We start from the raw sequence: 18,505 nt of genomic DNA on the forward strand, positions 1-18,505 counted from the left end.
TTGTTGTCCCTACAGGAGCTGTAATGCCAAATCGTCTTACCTGGTGCGATCTGCCCGCCGATGTTTCACTCTGGCCGGGTCTACCCCTCTCTCTCAGCGGTGATGAAGTGATGCCGCTGGATTACCGTGCCGGTCGGACTGGCTGGTTGCTGTATGGGCGCGGACTCGATAAACAAAAACTGACCGATTATCAGCATCTGCTGGGTGCGGCGATGGTGATCGTCAGTGCCTGGAATGTCGATGAGTATCAGGTGGTTCGTCTGGCCGGTTCGCTGACGCCCCGTGCGACCAAACTGGCGCACGATGTGGGATTTGATGTGGCGCCGCTTGGCAAGATCCCGCATCTGAAAACCCCAGGATTGCTGGTGATGGATATGGATTCCACCGCGATTCAGATCGAATGTATCGATGAGATCGCCAAACTGGCGGGCTGCGGCGAGCAGGTGTCAGAAGTCACCGAACGCGCGATGCGCGGTGAGCTGGACTTCAAAGCCAGCCTGCGTGAGCGCGTGGCAAAACTGGCGGGCGCTGATGCCAACATCCTTAAGCAAGTACGCGATACGCTGCCACTGATGCCAGGCCTGACCACGCTGGTGCATAAACTGCAGGCGCTGGGCTGGCAGGTGGCGATTGCCTCCGGCGGCTTCACTTACTACGCCGATTATCTGCGTCAGACACTGCATCTGGCGGCGGCCGTCGCCAACGAGCTGGAAATGCGCGATGGTAAGCTGACGGGCGAAGTGCTGGGGCAGATTGTTGATGCGCAATTTAAAGCCGATACCCTGAAAAATCTCGCCGAGCGCCATGACATTGCGCCAGAACAAACTGTCGCGATTGGCGATGGCGCCAACGATCTGCCGATGATCAAGGCGGCGGGATTGGGTATCGCTTACCACGCTAAGCCCAAAGTGAATGAGCAGGCGTCGATCATTATCCGCCATGCCGATTTGATGGGTGTGTTCTGCATCCTGACCGGCAGCCTGATTCACGAAGAGCGTTAACTGAGGATTTGATTTGGCCAAAGCGGCAAAACGCGCCTTCGTTTGTAACGAGTGCGGCGCAGATTATCCACGCTGGCAGGGGCAGTGCAGCGCCTGCAACGCGTGGAACACCATCACCGAGGTGCGTATTGCCGCCTCGCCTGCAGCAGCGCGTAACGAGCGTCTGAGCGGCTATGCCGGTAGCGCGGGACCCAGCCGGGTGCAAAAGCTGTCCGAAATCAGCCTCGAAGCCGTGCCGCGTTTCTCCACCAGCTTCAAAGAGTTTGATCGCGTGTTGGGCGGCGGCGTAGTGCCAGGCAGTGCGATTTTGATCGGTGGTAATCCGGGAGCCGGTAAATCGACGCTGCTGTTGCAGGTGATGTGCAAGCTGTCCGAAGGGATGAAAACCCTGTATGTCACCGGTGAAGAATCGCTGCAACAGGTCGCAATGCGCGCCCATCGTCTGGGATTACCCACCGAAAACCTGAACATGTTGTCGGAAACCAGCATCGAGCAGATCTGTCTGATCGCCGAGCAGGAGCAGCCGAAACTGATGGTAATCGACTCCATCCAGGTGATGCACATGGCGGATATCCAGTCTTCGCCCGGGAGCGTAGCGCAGGTGCGTGAAACTGCCGCTTACCTGACGCGCTTCGCTAAAACACGCGGCGTGGCGATTGTGATGGTCGGCCACGTGACCAAAGATGGCTCGCTGGCCGGGCCAAAAGTGCTGGAGCACTGCATCGACTGTTCAGTGATGCTGGATGGCGATGCCGATTCCCGTTTCCGCACGCTGCGCAGTCATAAAAACCGCTTCGGTGCGGTGAACGAATTGGGCGTGTTCGCCATGACCGAGCAGGGCATGCGTGAAATCAGCAACCCGTCAGCCATTTTCCTGTCACGCGGCGATGAAGTCACCTCTGGCAGTTCGGTTATGGTGGTGTGGGAAGGTTCGCGCCCGCTGCTGGTGGAGATTCAGGCGCTGGTGGATCACTCGATGATGGGCAACCCGCGTCGCGTTGCGGTTGGCCTGGAGCAAAACCGTCTGGCGATTTTGCTGGCAGTGCTGCATCGACACGGCGGTTTGCAGATGGCGGATCAGGATGTGTTCGTCAACGTAGTCGGCGGTGTGAAAGTCACCGAAACCAGTGCTGACCTTGCGCTACTGCTGGCAATGGTATCAAGCTTGCGCGATCGTCCGCTGCCGCAGGATCTGGTGATCTTCGGTGAAGTAGGGCTGGCCGGTGAAATTCGTCCGGTACCCAGCGGTCAGGAGCGCATATCCGAAGCGGCCAAGCACGGTTTTAAGCGCGCGATTGTGCCGGCGGGCAATGCACCGAAAAAAGCCATCGATGGCATGAAAGTGTATAGCGCCAAAAAGCTGGCGGATGCACTGGCGATATTGGACGAGCTGTAATTTCGCCGGGCGGCATACCTGCCGTCCCCGCCATTCACCGTCAATGTAGCGTGCGCATTCATGCGCATCTTGATAAACGTACCGCACAGACTTTGCCCTCTCACGTAAACGGGAGAGGGCCGTGGTGAGGGCCAGCGCATACCCCATCCCATTATTTCCCATGCAGGAGGCACCAAATGTCATCGTTCGACTACCTGAAAACCGCCATACGCCAGCAGGGTCACACGCTGCAGCAGGTTGCAGATGCCAGCGGGATGACCAAAGGCTATTTAAGCCAGCTGCTGAATGCCAAAATCAAAAGCCCCAGCGCGCAAAAGCTGGAAGCACTGCATCGATTTCTTGGGCTGGAATTCCCCCGTCGTGACAAAACCGTTGGCGTGGTGTTCGGTAAGTTCTACCCACTGCACACCGGCCACATCTATCTGATCCAGCGCGCCTGCAGCCAGGTGGATGAGCTGCACATCATCATGGGGCATGACGATCCGCGCGATCGTGAGCTGTTTGAAAACAGCGCCATGTCACAGCAGCCAACCGTCAGCGATCGTCTGCGTTGGTTGTTACAGACCTTCAAGTACCAGAAGAACATCCGCATCCACTCGTTTGATGAAGAGGGGATCGAACCTTATCCACACGGCTGGGATGTGTGGAGCGAAGGGGTGAAGAAATTCCTCTCCGAGCAGGGCATTGAGCCGGATTGCATTTACACCAGTGAAGAGCCGGATGCGGCGATGTATCAACAGCATCTCGGCATCTCGACGGTGGTGATCGATCCCCATCGATCCTTTATGAACATCAGCGGCGGGCAGATTCGCCAGGATCCCTTCCGCTACTGGGAATATATTCCCACCGAAGTGAAGCCGTTCTTTGTGCGCACCGTGGCGATCCTTGGCGGGGAATCCAGCGGAAAATCGACGCTGGTCAACAAGCTGGCAAATATCTTCAATACCACCAGCGCGTGGGAATATGGCCGCGACTATGTCTTCTCGCACCTCGGTGGCGATGAGATGGCGCTGCAGTATTCTGACTACGACAAGATTGCCTTAGGGCAGGCGCAGTACATTGATTTCGCAGTGAAATACGCCAGCAAAGTGGCGTTTATCGATACCGATTTTGTTACCACACAGGCGTTTTGCCTCAAGTATGAAGGGCGCGAGCACCCGTTTGTGCAGGCGCTGATCGATGAGTACCGTTTCGATCTGGTGATTCTGCTGGAAAACAACGTGCCGTGGGTGGCAGACGGTTTGCGCAGCCTGGGCAGCTCAATGGATCGCCGCGAATTCCAGTCGATGCTGGTGACCATGCTGCGTGAAAACAACATTGAGTTCGTTCATGTGAAAGAGGATGACTACGATACGCGCTTCCTGCGCTGCGTTGAGCTGGTGAAGCAGATGCTGGGGGCTTAACCTTACAGCAATAATAAAGGCGCCAATCGGCGCCTTTTTCACATCATGACAATTACTTCGCCATACGCTTGTACTTGATACGCTTTGGCTCCAGCGCGTCAGCGCCGAGGGTGCGTTTCTTGTACTCTTCGTACTCGGTAAAGTTACCTTCGAAGAACTCTACCTTACCTTCATCCTGATAATCGATGATGTGGGTGGCGATACGGTCGAGGAACCAACGGTCATGCGAGATCACCATGGCACAGCCTGGGAACTCCAGCAGGGCGTTTTCCAGCGCGCGCAGGGTTTCGATGTCCAGGTCGTTGGTCGGTTCATCGAGCAGCAACAGGTTGCCGCCAACCTGCAGCAGTTTCGCGAGGTGCAGACGACCACGCTCACCACCGGACAGTTCGCCAACGCGTTTGCCCTGATCGGTGCCTTTGAAGTTGAAGCGGCCGACATAGGCACGGCTTGGCATCTCAACGTTGCCGACGCGCATAATGTCCTGACCACCTGACACTTCTTCAAACACGGTTTTCGAATTGTCCATCGCGTCACGGAACTGGTCCACAGACGCCAGCTTGACGGTTTCGCCCAGCTCGATGGTGCCAGAATCGGGCTGTTCCTGACCGGACATCATGCGGAACAGGGTCGATTTACCGGCACCGTTCGGGCCGATGATGCCGACAATCGCGCCTTTCGGCACCGAGAAGGTCAGATCGTCGATCAGTACGCGGTCGCCATACGATTTGCTCAGGTTGGTCACTTCCAGCACTTTGTCGCCGAGGCGCGCACCTGGTGGAATGAACAATTCGTTGGTTTCGTTACGTTTCTGGTATTCGGTGTTGTTCAGCTCTTCGAAACGCGCCAGACGGGCTTTGCCCTTAGACTGACGGCCTTTCGCGCCCTGACGTACCCACTCCAGCTCTTTTTCAATCGACTTACGACGCGCCGCTTCAGAAGAAGCTTCCTGCGCCAGGCGCTGATCTTTCTGTTCCAGCCAGGAAGAGTAGTTACCTTCCCACGGAATACCTTCACCGCGGTCCAGCTCCAGAATCCAGCCTGCAACGTTATCGAGGAAGTAACGGTCGTGCGTGATCGCCACCACGGTGCCTTCAAAGTCGTGCAGGAAACGTTCCAGCCAGGCCACGGATTCTGCATCCAGGTGGTTGGTCGGTTCGTCGAGCAGCAGCATGTCTGGCTTTTCGAGCAGCAGGCGGCACAGCGCGACGCGGCGGCGCTCACCACCGGACAGGTTGCCAATTTTGGCATCCCAGTCTGGCAGACGCATCGCATCAGCAGCACGGTTCAGCTGGGTGTCGAGGTTATGGCCATCGTGCGCCTGAATCACTTCTTCCAGACGACCTTGTTCGGCAGCCAGTTTGTCGAAATCGGCATCAGGATCGGCATACAGTGCGTACACTTCGTCGAGACGCTTCAGCGCACCAACCACTTCAGAAACCGCCTCTTCCACAGATTCACGCACGGTGTGCTCTGGATTGAGTTTGGGTTCCTGCGGCAGATAGCCGACTTTAATGCCCGGTTGTGGGCGTGCTTCCCCTTCGATATCGGTATCAATACCGGCCATGATGCGCAGCAGGGTGGATTTACCCGCGCCGTTCAGGCCGAGTACACCGATTTTGGCGCCAGGGAAGAAGCTAAGAGAGATGTTCTTCAGAATGTGACGCTTCGGCGGAACCACTTTGCCGACGCGATGCATGCTATAGACGAATTGAGCCACGTTGTAATGAGCCTCTGGTCTGTGAATGGTGGAACCTCAGATGCTGAAGTTTAGCCGTTTTCACCTGGCAATCACAGCCGCATGGCGTTGAATCTTCTGGAGTGGGGTTGAACAGGGGATAACTGATTGATTCTCACTCAACAGTCGCTATGCTGCTTTTTTGCCTGGAAAACGGAGGGGGTTCGATGAAAGTGCTAATTGCTGCAGATGAACATGCCTGGGGCGGTTTAATTCCGGCCATTCGTCAGACGTTACCGGATATGGAGTTTATTGCCTCGGCGGGCCATGCGGCGGAGAGTCTGGCCGGTTTTGATGCGCTAATTCCTGGTATGTGCCGGGTGGATGCCCGACTGATCGCCACGGCCGATCGCCTGAAGCTGGTGCAGCAGGCGGGTGTCGGGCTGGAAGGTGTCGATCTTGAAGCGGCCAAAAAGGCCGGCATTATGGTGGCGAATGTTCCCTCCGACCATTCCGGTAATGCCGATTCGGTGGCGGAATTGGGGATCTGGATGATGATTGGGCTGGCACGTCGCCAGCATGAGATCGCCGATTGCCTGGCGCAGCAGAGACTGGGTCAACCCATTGGCTTAGGCCTGATGGGCAAAACCGTGGGACTGGTGGGGCTGGGCGGCATCGGCAAAGCTTTGGCGAAGCGACTTGCTCCGTTTGGTATGCGCATGATCGGGGTAAAACGTGAATCGGATGAAGCTTTTGCGCGTCAACATCAACTCGACTGGGTCGGCAATATGGCGCAGCTGCCGGAACTGTTGCAGCAAGCCGATTTTGTCGTGCTCAGTCTGCCTGACAATGCTGCGACGCATAACATCATTAATGCCGATGCGCTGGCGCAGATGAAACCAGACAGCTTCCTGATCAACCTGGGACGCGGTGGACTGATCGAGAAACAGGCCTTTCTGGCAGCGCTGGAGACAAAAAAATTGGCTGGAGCCGGGCTGGATGTGTTCTGGCAGGAACCACCCGATCCACAAGATCCGGTGTTCCGCTATAACGTGATCGCGACGCCACACATTGGCGGCGTCACCGATGTCTCAATGAAGGGAATTATCAAAGGGATCTGCAATAACTTGCGCCGTCTGCGCGACGGCGACGCGGTGATCGATCGCAAGGCATAATTTTAAGGCAGGCGCAGCGGGATGTTATGTTGCGCCAGCCAGCTCTTCAGCGCCGGTTCTGGCGCGCTGTCACTCACCAGTAAATCAAAACGGCGTAGCTCGCCAATGCGCGCGGGCAGCACTTTGCCAAATTTGCTGCTGTCCGCCACTAACACGCGCGTGCGCGAACGCAGCATGGCGTGATGTTTCATCGCTAGCTCATTGATGTTATAGCAGGTTGCGCCCTGTTCCGGATCGATCCCCGCGGCTGAGATAAAGGCCAGCGTCGGGCAGAGATCGTCGAGGATCGAGTGCGCGCCAATCGGCGTAAACAGCGCGTTATCGGCATGAAACTCGCCGCCACTCAATATCACATTACAGGCGGGTTTCTCTTTCAGCGCGAGGAAGGTGTTCATGGCGCAGCAAATCGCGGTGAACGCCAGCGTGTCCGGAATTGCATCTACGATATAAGGCAGGGTGGTGCCACAGTCGAAAAACACCGTGTCATTTTCGCTGATCAAACTGGCTGCGGCCTGCGCCAGGCGCTGTTTGCGTGCGGCGTTTTGCCCGTGCTGGTCAGAGACGAAATAGTGCCCGGCATGGCTTTTCGGATCGCTGACAATGTAGCCCCCGAGCAGGACCACCGTCGAAGCTGGCTCAGTCAGATCGCGACGAATAGTCATCTCTGAGACGCCCAACAGTTGCGCCGCATCTTTCAGGTGCAGCTTATCGGTGCGCTTCAGTGCTTGCGCCAGCTTGTGAATACGTTCTTCGCGCCGGGTTTCCATGAGCATCTCTGTGTTATGGCTATCCTGAGGGGGAAAAGTTTACCCGTCGGCGCGAGAGAAGCGCCACCGACAAACCAAGGTAAATTTCTCATATTTTAATGATTTGCGACTTATCTAGCCGGCAGTTTTTCAATCTTACCTGTAATGAAATCGCCCCGCAAACTTCCCACACCGCGCTGAAAGCGTCAACGGCGCTGATGTTGTTTTGTTAAAATAATAACATCGTTGCGGGCCTTTCTGTCAGAAAAATCGTTTTCATACGCTGCTCAGGATGTGAATTTTGTCACACAGATCACTTTGTATACCTGCTAGTGTGATTTAAATAACATTTAAATGCTAAAAATTCACCGGGGAGTAAACAATGGATATCGCGGTTATTGGGTCAAATATGGTGGACCTCATTACCTACACCAATCAGATGCCGAAAGCGGGCGAAACGCTGGAAGCGCCTGATTTCGCCATCGGCTGTGGTGGCAAAGGCGCAAATCAGGCGGTGGCCGCGGCGAAAATGGGCGGCAGCGTGATGATGGTGAGCAAAGTGGGTGACGATCTGTTTGCGCCGAACACCGTGGCGAACCTGAAACAACAGGGCGTCGATACCCAATTTGTCACCACCGCGCCGGGCACTTCCAGCGGCGTGGCGCCGATCTTTGTTGATGATCAATCGCAGAACCGCATTCTGATCATCAAAGGCGCCAACCAGCAGCTCAAACCGGCCGATATTGATGCGGCGGCCGAGGGGCTGAAAGCGTGCCAACTGATTATCCTGCAACTCGAAATCCCGCTGGAAACCGTTTATTACGCGATTGATTTTGCCCGTCAGCACGACATCAAAGTGATCCTCAACCCGGCGCCGGCAGTGGCGAATCTCGATATCGATTACGCCTGCAAGTGCGACTTTTTTATGCCTAACGAAACCGAACTGGAGATCCTCACCGGCATGCCGGTCGGAACCGATGATGAAGTGATCCGTGCAGGCCAGACGCTGCTCAAGCGCGGCCTCAAAAACCTGATTATCACCTTGGGTGCGCGCGGTTCACTGTGGATGGCGGGCGACACGCTGCATCAGGTCGCGCCAACGCTAGTGAAGGCGGTGGACACCAGCGGTGCCGGTGATGCCTTTATCGGCTGCTTTGCGCACACGCTGGTGAAGACCGGCGATATTCCCACGGCGATGGCGCAAGCCTCGGCCTATGCCGCCTGCAGCGTCACTGGACGCGGCACGCAACGTTCCTACCCGGACGCGGAAACCTTCCAGCGTTTTCTCAACCTAAACTGAGGTCGAGTCATGCAACAGAACATTGTTCAGCAATCTGACGGCTATCTGAATAAGACGCCACTGTTTCAGTTCATTTTGCTCTCGTGCCTGTTCCCATTGTGGGGTTGTGCCGCGAGCTTAAACGATATCCTGATTACGCAATTCAAAAGCGTATTTGCGCTGAGCGATTTTGCCAGTGCGCTGGTGCAGAGTGCCTTTTACGGTGGCTACTTCCTGATCGCGATTCCCGCCTCGCTGGTGATCCGCAAAGCCACTTACAAGCTGGCGATATTGATGGGATTGGTGCTGTATATCGTCGGTTGCGTGCTGTTCTATCCGGCGTCACATATGGCGACTTACACCATGTTCCTCGCGGCGATCTTCGCCATCGCCATTGGCCTCAGCTTCCTCGAAACGGCCGCCAACACCTATAGCTCGATGATTGGTCACCGCGATCACGCCACGCTACGTCTTAACATCAGCCAGACGTTCTATCCGATTGGTGCGCTGATGGGCATTGTGTTGGGTAAATATCTGGTGTTTCAGGACGGCGAAAGTCTGCATACGCAGATGGCGGGCATGAATGCCGAGCAGGCGCATGCCTTCCGCCTGAGCATGCTGGAACACACGCTGGAGCCGTACAAATATCTGGTGATGGTGTTAGTGGTGGTGATGCTGCTGTTCCTGTTTACCCGTTATCCGCGCTGCAAACCGGCGTCGAGTGAAAAGTCACTGCCGTCACTGGGCGAAACCTTTCGCTATCTGGCCGGTAATCGCCACTTCAAACGCGGCATCGTGGCGCAGTTCCTCTATGTCGGGATGCAGGTGGCGGTGTGGTCCTTCACCATCCGTCTGGCGCTGACGCTGGGCGCGACGAATGAGCGTCACGCCTCTAACTTTATGATTTACAGCTTTATCTGCTTCTTTATCGGCAAGTTTGTCGCCAACTTCCTGATGACACGCTTCCGTGCAGAAAAAGTGCTGATTGCCTACTCGGTTCTCGGTGTGATCACCCTCGCGTGGGTGATGTTTGTGCCAAACTTTACCGCCGTATACGCGGCAGTGTTTGTCAGCGTGCTGTTTGGACCCTGCTGGGCGACGATTTACGCGGGCACGCTGGCCACGGTGGATAACAAGTACACCGAAGTGGCAGGTGCGTTTATCGTCATGTCGATTGTCGGCGCGGCGTTTATCCCGGCGATTCAGGGCTTCGTCTCCGATCATCTGGGATCGATGCAGCTGGCCTTTGGTGTGTCGCTGTTGTGCTTCGCCTGGGTGGGTTTCTATTTCTGGGGCGAACTGCGCCATAAAAATCAGGCGATGCAGGCAGGTCGTCTGGTTGAGGAGATGCCATGAAAACCCGTTTACCGCTGCGTCGTGAGCAGTTCCATGAAACCACGAGTACGCTGTTGCACAATGACTATTTCCACGTCGAGCTGTTTCGCTATCCGGCGGGTGTGGAAGCGGTACGCATCCGTAACCAACGCGGCACGGTAATCGTGCTGCCGTTTTACGGTCAAATGGTGTGGGACGCGACCTTCGATGGTCATTTCCTTACCATGGGACATAGCTTCAAACAGCCACTGCTGGGCAGCTCGATTATCGACACCTACGGCTGTTTTGCCTTCCATTCCGGCCTGCTGGCGAACGGCTGTCCGGCGCCGGATGACGACCATCCGCTGCACGGTGAAATGGCCTGCGCGCGCATGGACAGCGCATGGATGGTGCTGGAGCAGGATCGCGTGTCGCTGGAAGGGGAGACCGAATATGTGAAAGGCTTTGGCCATCACTATCTGGCCTCTCCAGCGGTGCGTTTGCACGCTAACACGCCGCGTCTGCAGATTGAGATGAACGTCACCAATCTGGCGGGCGCACCAATGCCATTGCAGTACATGTGCCACTTAAACAGTGCCTGGCTGGCCAATGGCCGCTTTAAGCAGTCGATCCCGCAGGATGCTTTCAAGCTGCGCACCTCGATCCCGGCGCACGTGAAACCGACGCCGCAGTGGACCGCCTATACCGATCAGCTGGCGCGCGATCCACAGGCATTACAGCAGTTGGATCAGCCGGAGATGTGCGATCCGGAGATCGTGTTCTTTGCCGACGATCTGCCGCAGTACGGCCATGAGGTGCAGTTCGAACTGCATGCCCCGGAAGGTTATGCCTTGATGACGCGCTTCGATAGCCGACAATTCCCCCACGCCACACGCTGGCTGCTGCACAATCACGATCAGCAGGTTGCGGCTTACGTGCTGCCCTCAACTTGTCGGCCTGAAGGATTTAAGGCGGCACAGCGTGCTGGAACCTTGATTGAGTTGGCATCGGGCGAGCAACGCCATTTCAGTGTGGAGACCGGCATTCTCTAATCGCAGGCGGCCCTTGTGCCGCCTCAATTTTTACCGCTTCGCTATTCACGAAACTGTCACGCAATATCCTTGCCAATCCTATAAAGCCAACTGCCCGGTTGGACGATAACCCCTGCGACATTCGTCACATTGGTTCTCCTCTCTCTTTACCAGGGTTCAGATTTATGAAGCTCAATCAGTTTAAAATTGGCCAGCGGCTGGGTTTTCTCGCCACGCTGCTGTTGCTCGCCACATTGTTGATGGGACTGCACGGACTGCAAGTCAATATGCAGGCGCTGGAAAACAATCAGGACGTGATGGCACGTGAAGTCCTGATTGCCGACAGCATCGACACCGCGCGCAGTGCGCAGGTGCAGTTCAAGATACAGGTGCAGGAGTGGAAAAATACCCTGTTGCGCGGCACCCAAGGGCAGGAGACCTTCGATAAGTACAAAAAGGCGTTTTTGAAAGAGAGCCAGCAAACGCAGGCGCTGATGAGTAAGCTGAGCCAGATTCAGACGTCGCTGGGGTTACCTGACGCTCCCGTGGAACAGGCGCGCGCGGTGCATGCCGGGCTGGAGAGCAAATATCTGGCGGCGCTGGAAAACTACAGTATCAGCGATATTAACAGTGCGGCACGCGTTGACCATCTGGTCACCGGTATCGACCGCGCACCGACACAGCAAATTGACGATCTGGTGGCTGCCACGCTGAAACGCGCGCAGCAGATGCATCAGGAGATAGAAGCTAACAACCTCGCCCATTACCAGAATACCCGCATGCTGCTGCTGATAGCGATGGGCTGTATCTTGCTGGTTGGTGTGTGCATTACGGCCTGGCTGGTGCAGAGCATCACGCGTCCGCTGAAGCAAGCGATCAACGTGGCGAAAACTGTGGCAGCGGGTGACCTACGCACCCAGATTGAGGTTTCAGGACGCGACGAAACGGCACAGCTGATGGCGGCGCTGCGTGATATGAACCACAACCTGACGCGCATTGTCACGGGTGTGCGTTCCGGCACTGAAGCGATTGCCGACACCACCGACCAGGTGGCGCACGGCAGCCGCGAGCTCTCGGCGCGCAATGAAGCGCAGCGCATTGGAAGAGACCGCCGCTTCAATGGAACAGCTGACGTCAGTGGTGAAAAACAATGCCGATAATGCACGGCATGCCAGCGATATCGCGCGCGATACCCGCCAGCGCGCCGGCGAGGGCGGCGAGGTGGTGGAAAAAGTGGTGGTGGCGATGGGCGAGATTCACCAGTTCTCGCGTGAGATCAACGAGATCGTGACGGTGATCGATGGGATTGCGTTCCAGACCAATATTCTGGCACTGAATGCGGCGGTCGAAGCGGCACGCGCTGGGAATGATGGGCGCGGCTTTGCGGTGGTGGCGTCGGAAGTGCGTGCGCTGGCACAGCGCTCCGCTTCTGCAGCGCGTGATATTCGTGGTCTGACCGATCGTTCAGTGAGTTTGATTGCGCAGGGCAACACGCTGGTGAAAGGCGCGGGATCGTCGATGCAGGAGATTGTCGAGAGCGTGAAGCAGCTGTGCGAGCTGATGGAGAACATCTCATCCGCTAGCGCGGAGCAGAGCGTGGGTATTGAGCAGGTGAACCTGGCGGTGACGCATATGGATGCCGCCACCCAGCAGAACGCCACGCTGTCGCAGCAGTCCGCCCAATCGGCACGCGCGCTGAATCAGCAGGTCGGCTCGCTGGTGGAGAATATCAGCGTATTCCAGTTGGAGTCGAAGCCGGCTCAGTAACGTCTCGCAACAAACTACGCCGTTACACCGATAGGTATTGAGTCGTAGGGCGCCATCAATGGCGCCCTTTTCGTGCACTCTACAGTTAAAAGTTAAATCGCCACTAATCCGCGCACGCCTTCTGCTTCCATATTGGATCCCGCGCCGCGTTGCACGATCTCTCCGCGCGACATCACCAGATACTGATCGGCCAGCTCGGCGGCGAAATCGTAAAACTGCTCCACCAGCAGGATCGCCATATCACCACGCTGGGCCAACTGACGGATCACTGCGCCAATCTCCTTGATCACCGACGGCTGGATCCCTTCGGTCGGTTCATCGAGGATCAACAGCTGTGGCTTGCAAGCCAGCGCACGACCGATCGCCAGTTGCTGCTGTTGCCCACCGGACAGATCGCCGCCGCGTCGGGCCTTCATTTCGCGCAGCACCGGGAACAGCTGGTAAATCTCCTCGGGCACGGATTTGGACTGCGATCCCGAGAAGCGTGCCAGCCCCATCAGCAGATTCTCCTCCACCGTCAGGCGCGGGAAAATTTCGCGGCCCTGCGGCACATAAGCAATACCCGCTTGCACACGCTGATGCGGCTTACGGCTGTTGATCACCTTATCCTGCCAGCGAATCTCACCGGATTTCGCCGGGATCAGCCCCATCAGGCATTTCAGCAGCGTGGTTTTACCCACGCCGTTGCGGCCCAGCAGGCAGGTAATTTCGCCCGGTTTCGTCTCAAACGAAAGACCGCGCAGAATATGGCTGCCGCCATAATATTGATTCAGTTCGGATACTTGCAGCATCTTAGCGCCCCAGATAAACGTCGATGACCCGATCATTCGCCTGCACTTCGCGTAACGATCCCTCTGCCAGCACCTGGCCCTGATGCAGTACCGTGACGTGATCGGCAATCGTCTCGACAAAGCCCATGTCGTGTTCCACCACCATCAGCGAATGCTTGCCTGCCAGACTGCGGAACAGCTCGGCGGTGTACTCGGTTTCTGCGTCGGTCATACCCGCCGCGGGTTCGTCGAGCAGTAGCAGATGCGGGTCCTGCACTAACAACATGCCGATTTCGAGAAACTGCTTCTGACCGTGCGACAACAAGCCCGCTTTGCGCTGCCGCTCACCGCTCAGCCGCAGCAGTTTTAGCACCTCATTGATGCGATCCTGCTGTTCGCCGTTGAGTCGTGCACGCAAACTAGCCCACACCGACTTATCGTTTTTCAGCGCGATTTCCAGATTTTCGAATACGGTGAGCGCTTCAAAAACCGTGGGTTTCTGGAACTTGCGGCCAATGCCGGCCCGGGCGATCTCCACCGACGACATGCGGGTGAGATCGGTATCCTGGTCATAGATCACCTGCCCGTTATCGGGACGCGTTTTGCCGGTGATCACGTCCATCAGCGTGGTTTTGCCCGCGCCGTTGGGGCCGATCACACAGCGCAGTTCACCGACGCCGATCTTCAGCGACAGATCGGTGAGCGCGCGGAAGCCATCAAATGAGACGTTGATCTTCTCCAGTTGCAGCACCGGATCGCTCTGATCGCGATGGCGATCGGCGGGATGGGGTTGGGTAAACAGTTGCTCAGTCATCACGCCTCCGGCGCAGCAGGCCAATCACACCACGCGGCAGGAACAGCGTGACGAGGATAAACATCAGGCCGAGGAAGAACAGCCAATATTCCGGGAAGGCGACGGTGAACCAGCTTTTGGCCCCGTTCACAATCGCGGCCCCTAAAAGCGGGCCAATCAAGGTGCCGCGCCCGCCGAGTGCCACCCAGATAGCCGCCTCAATCGAGTTGGTCGGCGACATTTCACTGGGATTGATAATGCCGACCTGCGGCACATACAGCGCGCCCGCAAGACCACACAACACCGCCGACAGCGTCCAGACAAACAGCTTGAAGCCTTTAGGGTCGTAACCAACGAACATCAGGCGGTTTTCGGCATCGCGTACCGCCGTCAACACTCGCCCAAACTTACTGCGCGCCAGTGCGAAGCCAATGCCAAGGCTGATTAACAACAGCAGCACGGTGGCGACGAACAGTCCAATGCGCGTGCCGGTGGCGGTAACGTTAAAGCCGAGCAGGGTGGTGAAACCGGTAAAACCGTTGTTACCGCCAAAGCCCGTTTCATTGCGGAAGAACAGCAGCATGCCGGCATAGGTCAGCGCCTGCGTCATGATCGAGAAGTAAACGCCTTTAATTTTTGAGCGGAAGGCGAAGTAACCGAACACCAGCGCCAGCAAACCCGGCGCCAGCATGATCAGACACAGCGCCCAGGCAAAATGTTGCGTGCCGGCCCAAAACCACGGCAGCTCATTCCACGACAGGAACGACATAAAGGCCGGTAAGCCCTCGCCCGATGCCTGGCGCATCAGGTACATGCCCATCGCATAGCCGCCTAATGCGAAGAACAGACCGTGTCCAAGAGACAGCAATCCGGCATAGCCCCATACCAGATCCAGCGCTACCGCGACGATGGCGTAGCAGAGGATTTTGCCGATCAAGGTCAGCGTGTAAGTAGAGATCGCCAGCGGATGCGTGGCGGGTAATAGGGCGCAGAACGGCAGCACCAGCAGCAGCAAGGAGATCACGATGCCGAGGCTGATGCTGAGGCGCGGCGCTTTGCGCGTCAGCGTTAACGTCAGGGGTTGGCTCATCAGTCTATTACCCTCCCTTTGAAGGCAAACAGGCCCTGTGGACGTTTCTGAATGAACAGTACGATCAGCACGAGGATGAGGATTTTACCCAGCACCGCACCAATCTGCGGTTCCAGCACTTTGTTAAGGATGCCCAGGCCGAAGGCCGCTACCACGGTGCCCGCCAGCTGCCCCACGCCGCCCAGCACCACCACCAGGAAAGAGTCGATGATGTAACCCTGTCCCAGCTCCGGGCCGACGTTGCCGAGCTGCGACAGCGCCACGCCGCCCAGTCCAGCAATGCCAGAGCCCAGACCAAACGCCAGCATATCGATGCGCCCGGTTGGCACCCCGCAGCAATCGGCCATCGCGCGATTTTGCGTCACGGCGCGCACGCTCAGGCCCAGACGGGTTTTATTGAGCAGCAGCCAGGTCAGACCCAGCACGGCAAATACAAACAGGATCACCGCAATACGGTTGTACGGCAGCACCAGGTTGGGCAACACTTGCCAGCCGCCAGACAGCCAGCCTGGGTTAGCCACTTCCAGGTTCTGTGCGCCAAACAGCATACGCACCAGTTGGATCAGCATCAGACTGATGCCCCAGGTGGCGAGCAGGGTTTCCAGCGGGCGGCCGTATAAATGGCGAATGATGGTGCGCTCCAGCAGCATGCCAATGCTCGCGGTGATCAGGAATGCCACAGGCAGCGCCAGCAGCGGATACCAAGCCAGCCACTGTGGTGCGAACTGCTGGAACAAGTTTTGTACAAACCAGGTGGCGTACGCACCGAGCATCAGCATCTCACCGTGCGCCATGTTGATCACGCCAAGCAGGCCGTAAGTGATCGCCAGACCCAGCGCGGCTAGCAGCAGGATCGAGCCGAGTGACAGGCCGGTAAACGCCTGACCGAAGAGATCGCCCCACATCAGGCGATGTTTGATTTGTTGCAGGCTCTCCGTGGCCGCGGCGCGCACCTGCGCATCGGGTTCGTTGCTGGCCTGCGTTAAGCGATTGAGGCTGGCCTGCATATTTGGGTCGCTGGACTCACCGAGCAGCGTGACGGCTTTGAGGCGCACGCGGGCATCCGGGCTGGCAAGTTGCAGATTAGCGGCGGCCATGACGAGCACGGCGTGAACCTGAGTGTCTTTTTCCACGGCGAGACGCTGTTCGATCAGCGGCAACTGATCGGCGGCACCGTCGTTTTGCAACTGTTGGGCGGCACGCAGGCGAATCGCGGGATCCTCGCTCACCAGCTGGTGGGCGGCGAGGGCGCTGGCGATTAACACGCGCAGCCGGTTGTTCATAAACAGCTTTTTGGTGTCACCCGTCGGCTGTTGTGCGCGATCCAGCGGGATGAGTTTGTCATCCTGCTTGCTAAACGGCTGTTTGTTCTGGTCGATGACCATGCTTTCGTTGCGCAGTGCCTGCAACAGCGGCAAGCGGCTGGCCTGCGGGGTGGCCGCCCATTGTTGCAGCAGGTTGGCCTGTTCAGTGCGGCTGGCGGCGGCGAAATCCGCGCCATCGCCCGCCTGGGCGAGCCACGGCAGGAGCAGCAGCAGACAGCAAAGATAACGGCGGATTGTCATGATGATGATCCTGTATGTCGTTGGGCTTGGGCGCGGTGGATGACCTCACCCTAACCCTCTGCCGCAAGCGGGAGAGGGGACCGATCCAGCAAAGAACGCTGATAATCACATTCGGCATCCTCTCCCATACTTTGCCAGAGAAGATCCGCAGGCGGCTGATGCCTTTGCCCTGGCTCCATTACAGAGCCGGATCGGGCACCAGCGCGCGTTTTGCTTATTACTTCGTCGATTTCACCGGATAATCCGGTTTCTTATCATTACCGGCGATGTACGGGCTCCACGGCTGGGCACGCACCGTTTTATCGGTCTGCCACACCACGTTGAACTGGCCGTTCTCTTCCACTTCGCCAATCATCACCGGCTTATGCAGGTGGTGGTTGGTGTTATCCATGGTCAGGGTAAAACCGTCCGGTGCTTTAAAGCTCTGTCCGGCCATTGCCGCACGCACTTTGTCCACATCGGTGGTACCCGCTTTTTCTACCGCCTGCGCCCACATATGGATGCCGACATAAGTCGCTTCCATCGGGTCATTGGTCACCACGGTGCCTGCGTTCGGCAGGTTGTGCGCTTTGGCATAAGCACGGTAATCCGCCACGAATTTCGCGTTAGTTGGGTTATCCACCGATTCGAAGTAGTTCCACGCGGCTAACTGACCGACCAGCGGTTTGGTATCAATGCCGCGCAGTTCTTCCTCGCCGACCGAGAAGGCGATCACCGGAATATCCGTGGCTTTAATGCCCTGGTTAGCCAGCTCTTTGTAGAACGGCACGTTGGAGTCACCGTTGATGGTGGAGATCACGGCCGTTTTGCCACCGGCAGAGAACTTCTTGATGTTAGAAACGATGGTCTGATAATCGCTGTAGCCAAACGGCGTATAGACCTCTTCGATGTCTTTATCCTGAATGCCTTTGGTGTGCAGGAAGGCGCGCAGAATCTTGTTAGTGGTACGCGGGTAGACGTAATCGGTACCCAGCAGGAAGAAGCGTTTGGCGCTGCCGCCGTCTTCGCTCATCAGGTATTCCACCGCCGGAATCGCCTGCTGGTTGGGTGCCGCACCAGTGTAGAACACGTTTGGCGACATCTCTTCGCCTTCGTACTGCACCGGATAGAACAGCAGGCCGTTCAGCTCTTCAAACACCGGCAGCACTGACTTACGTGAGACCGAAGTCCAGCAGCCGAACACCGCCGCGACTTTATCCTGTGTTAACAGCTGACGCGCTTTTTCCGCGAACAGCGGCCAGTTAGACGCCGGATCGACCACCACCGGTTCCAGCTTTTTGCCCAGCACGCCGCCTTTGGCGTTGATTTCATCAATGGTCATCAGGGCCACGTCTTTCAGCGGCGTCTCGGAGATCGCCATGGTGCCGGAAAGCGACGACATGATGCCGACTTTGATGGTATCAGCGGCCTGGGCACCAAAGATAAAGCCCAAACTGGCCACGGTGGCGGAGAGCGCAAAAGCTTTTAGCAACGAACGTCTTTTCATCGTTAACCCTC

Annotated in this window: 15 protein-coding genes and 1 pseudogene; 9 read left to right on the forward strand and 7 right to left on the reverse strand. The window is 57.1% G+C overall.

The window, feature by feature from the left end; translation table 11 throughout:
- Positions 1–23: 23 nt before the first annotated feature.
- The 3 genes from serB to nadR all read left to right on the forward strand — a co-directional run bounded on the left by serB (position 24) and on the right by nadR (position 3,800).
- Positions 24–1,001 carry a phosphoserine phosphatase gene (gene serB, locus AC6I8L_RS03030; protein WP_058959388.1) on the forward strand — a complete coding sequence of 326 codons (978 nt, stop codon included), beginning with the start codon at positions 24–26 and terminating at the stop codon, positions 999–1,001.
- Between the two features lie 13 nt (positions 1,002–1,014).
- Positions 1,015–2,397 (forward strand): DNA repair protein RadA, encoded by a 1,383-nt coding sequence (radA, locus tag AC6I8L_RS03035; protein ID WP_038649226.1) that lies wholly within the window; start codon positions 1,015–1,017, stop codon positions 2,395–2,397.
- Positions 2,398–2,573: 176 nt separating this feature from the next.
- Complete coding sequence (nadR, locus tag AC6I8L_RS03040) at positions 2,574–3,800, forward strand: multifunctional transcriptional regulator/nicotinamide-nucleotide adenylyltransferase/ribosylnicotinamide kinase NadR (protein ID WP_058959387.1); 1,227 nt, start codon at positions 2,574–2,576, stop codon at positions 3,798–3,800.
- A 52-nt stretch (positions 3,801–3,852) separates the two neighbouring features.
- On the opposite strand, the gene ettA is transcribed toward nadR, so the two are convergent.
- Positions 3,853–5,520: an energy-dependent translational throttle protein EttA gene (gene ettA / locus AC6I8L_RS03045; RefSeq protein WP_072017012.1), complete on the reverse strand. Its 1,668-nt coding sequence runs from the start codon at positions 5,518–5,520 to the stop codon at positions 3,853–3,855.
- Positions 5,521–5,705: 185 nt separating this feature from the next.
- Between ettA and AC6I8L_RS03050 the strand changes: the two genes are divergently transcribed.
- Positions 5,706–6,653, forward strand: a complete 948-nt coding sequence (locus AC6I8L_RS03050; RefSeq protein WP_479398002.1) for a 2-hydroxyacid dehydrogenase — start codon at positions 5,706–5,708, stop codon at positions 6,651–6,653.
- Positions 6,654–6,655: 2 nt separating this feature from the next.
- On the opposite strand, the gene deoR is transcribed toward AC6I8L_RS03050, so the two are convergent.
- Complete coding sequence (deoR, locus tag AC6I8L_RS03055; protein ID WP_058959460.1) at positions 6,656–7,420, reverse strand: DNA-binding transcriptional repressor DeoR; 765 nt, start codon at positions 7,418–7,420, stop codon at positions 6,656–6,658.
- Positions 7,421–7,781: 361 nt separating this feature from the next.
- Between deoR and rbsK the strand changes: the two genes are divergently transcribed.
- The 4 genes and pseudogenes from rbsK to AC6I8L_RS03075 all read left to right on the forward strand — a co-directional run bounded on the left by rbsK (position 7,782) and on the right by AC6I8L_RS03075 (position 12,790).
- Positions 7,782–8,699 (forward strand): ribokinase, encoded by a 918-nt coding sequence (gene rbsK / locus AC6I8L_RS03060; protein WP_058959386.1) that lies wholly within the window; start codon positions 7,782–7,784, stop codon positions 8,697–8,699.
- 9 nt (positions 8,700–8,708) lie between these two features.
- Positions 8,709–10,034: an L-fucose:H+ symporter permease gene (gene fucP / locus AC6I8L_RS03065; protein ID WP_058959385.1), complete on the forward strand. Its 1,326-nt coding sequence runs from the start codon at positions 8,709–8,711 to the stop codon at positions 10,032–10,034.
- Entirely contained in the window at positions 10,031–11,044 is a 1,014-nt protein-coding gene (locus AC6I8L_RS03070) for an aldose 1-epimerase family protein (RefSeq protein ID WP_058959384.1), read from the forward strand. The genes fucP and AC6I8L_RS03070 overlap by 4 nt, the downstream gene beginning before the upstream one ends.
- Before the next feature lie 164 nt (positions 11,045–11,208).
- Positions 11,209–12,790 (forward strand): annotated as a pseudogene (locus AC6I8L_RS03075) (methyl-accepting chemotaxis protein).
- A 92-nt stretch (positions 12,791–12,882) separates the two neighbouring features.
- Here AC6I8L_RS03075 and urtE read toward each other — a convergent pair.
- From urtE to urtB, 4 genes are read right to left on the reverse strand one after another with little or no spacing between them, the layout of a single operon-like run.
- Positions 12,883–13,581, reverse strand: coding sequence for an urea ABC transporter ATP-binding subunit UrtE (gene urtE, locus AC6I8L_RS03080; RefSeq protein WP_038649204.1), 699 nt, complete (start codon positions 13,579–13,581; stop codon positions 12,883–12,885).
- Between the two features lies 1 nt (position 13,582).
- A complete protein-coding gene (urtD, locus tag AC6I8L_RS03085; RefSeq protein ID WP_058959383.1) occupies positions 13,583–14,374 on the reverse strand; it encodes an urea ABC transporter ATP-binding protein UrtD in 792 nt (263 codons plus the stop codon).
- On the reverse strand, positions 14,367–15,443 hold the full coding sequence (urtC, locus tag AC6I8L_RS03090; RefSeq protein WP_058959382.1) for an urea ABC transporter permease subunit UrtC: 1,077 nt from the start codon (positions 15,441–15,443) through the stop codon (positions 14,367–14,369). The genes urtD and urtC overlap by 8 nt, the downstream gene beginning before the upstream one ends.
- Positions 15,443–17,008 carry an urea ABC transporter permease subunit UrtB gene (urtB, locus tag AC6I8L_RS03095; RefSeq protein ID WP_058959381.1) on the reverse strand — a complete coding sequence of 522 codons (1,566 nt, stop codon included), beginning with the start codon at positions 17,006–17,008 and terminating at the stop codon, positions 15,443–15,445. The genes urtC and urtB overlap by 1 nt, the downstream gene beginning before the upstream one ends.
- A 14-nt stretch (positions 17,009–17,022) precedes the next feature.
- Between urtB and AC6I8L_RS03100 the strand changes: the two genes are divergently transcribed.
- Entirely contained in the window at positions 17,023–17,250 is a 228-nt protein-coding gene (locus AC6I8L_RS03100; protein ID WP_153012260.1) for a hypothetical protein, read from the forward strand.
- Here the strand turns inward: AC6I8L_RS03100 and urtA are convergent.
- A complete protein-coding gene (gene urtA, locus AC6I8L_RS03105) occupies positions 17,226–18,494 on the reverse strand; it encodes an urea ABC transporter substrate-binding protein (protein WP_058959380.1) in 1,269 nt (422 codons plus the stop codon). The genes AC6I8L_RS03100 and urtA overlap by 25 nt on opposite strands.
- Positions 18,495–18,505: the final 11 nt, after the last annotated feature.

The sequence above is a fragment of the Type-E symbiont of Plautia stali genome (assembly GCF_059731115.1).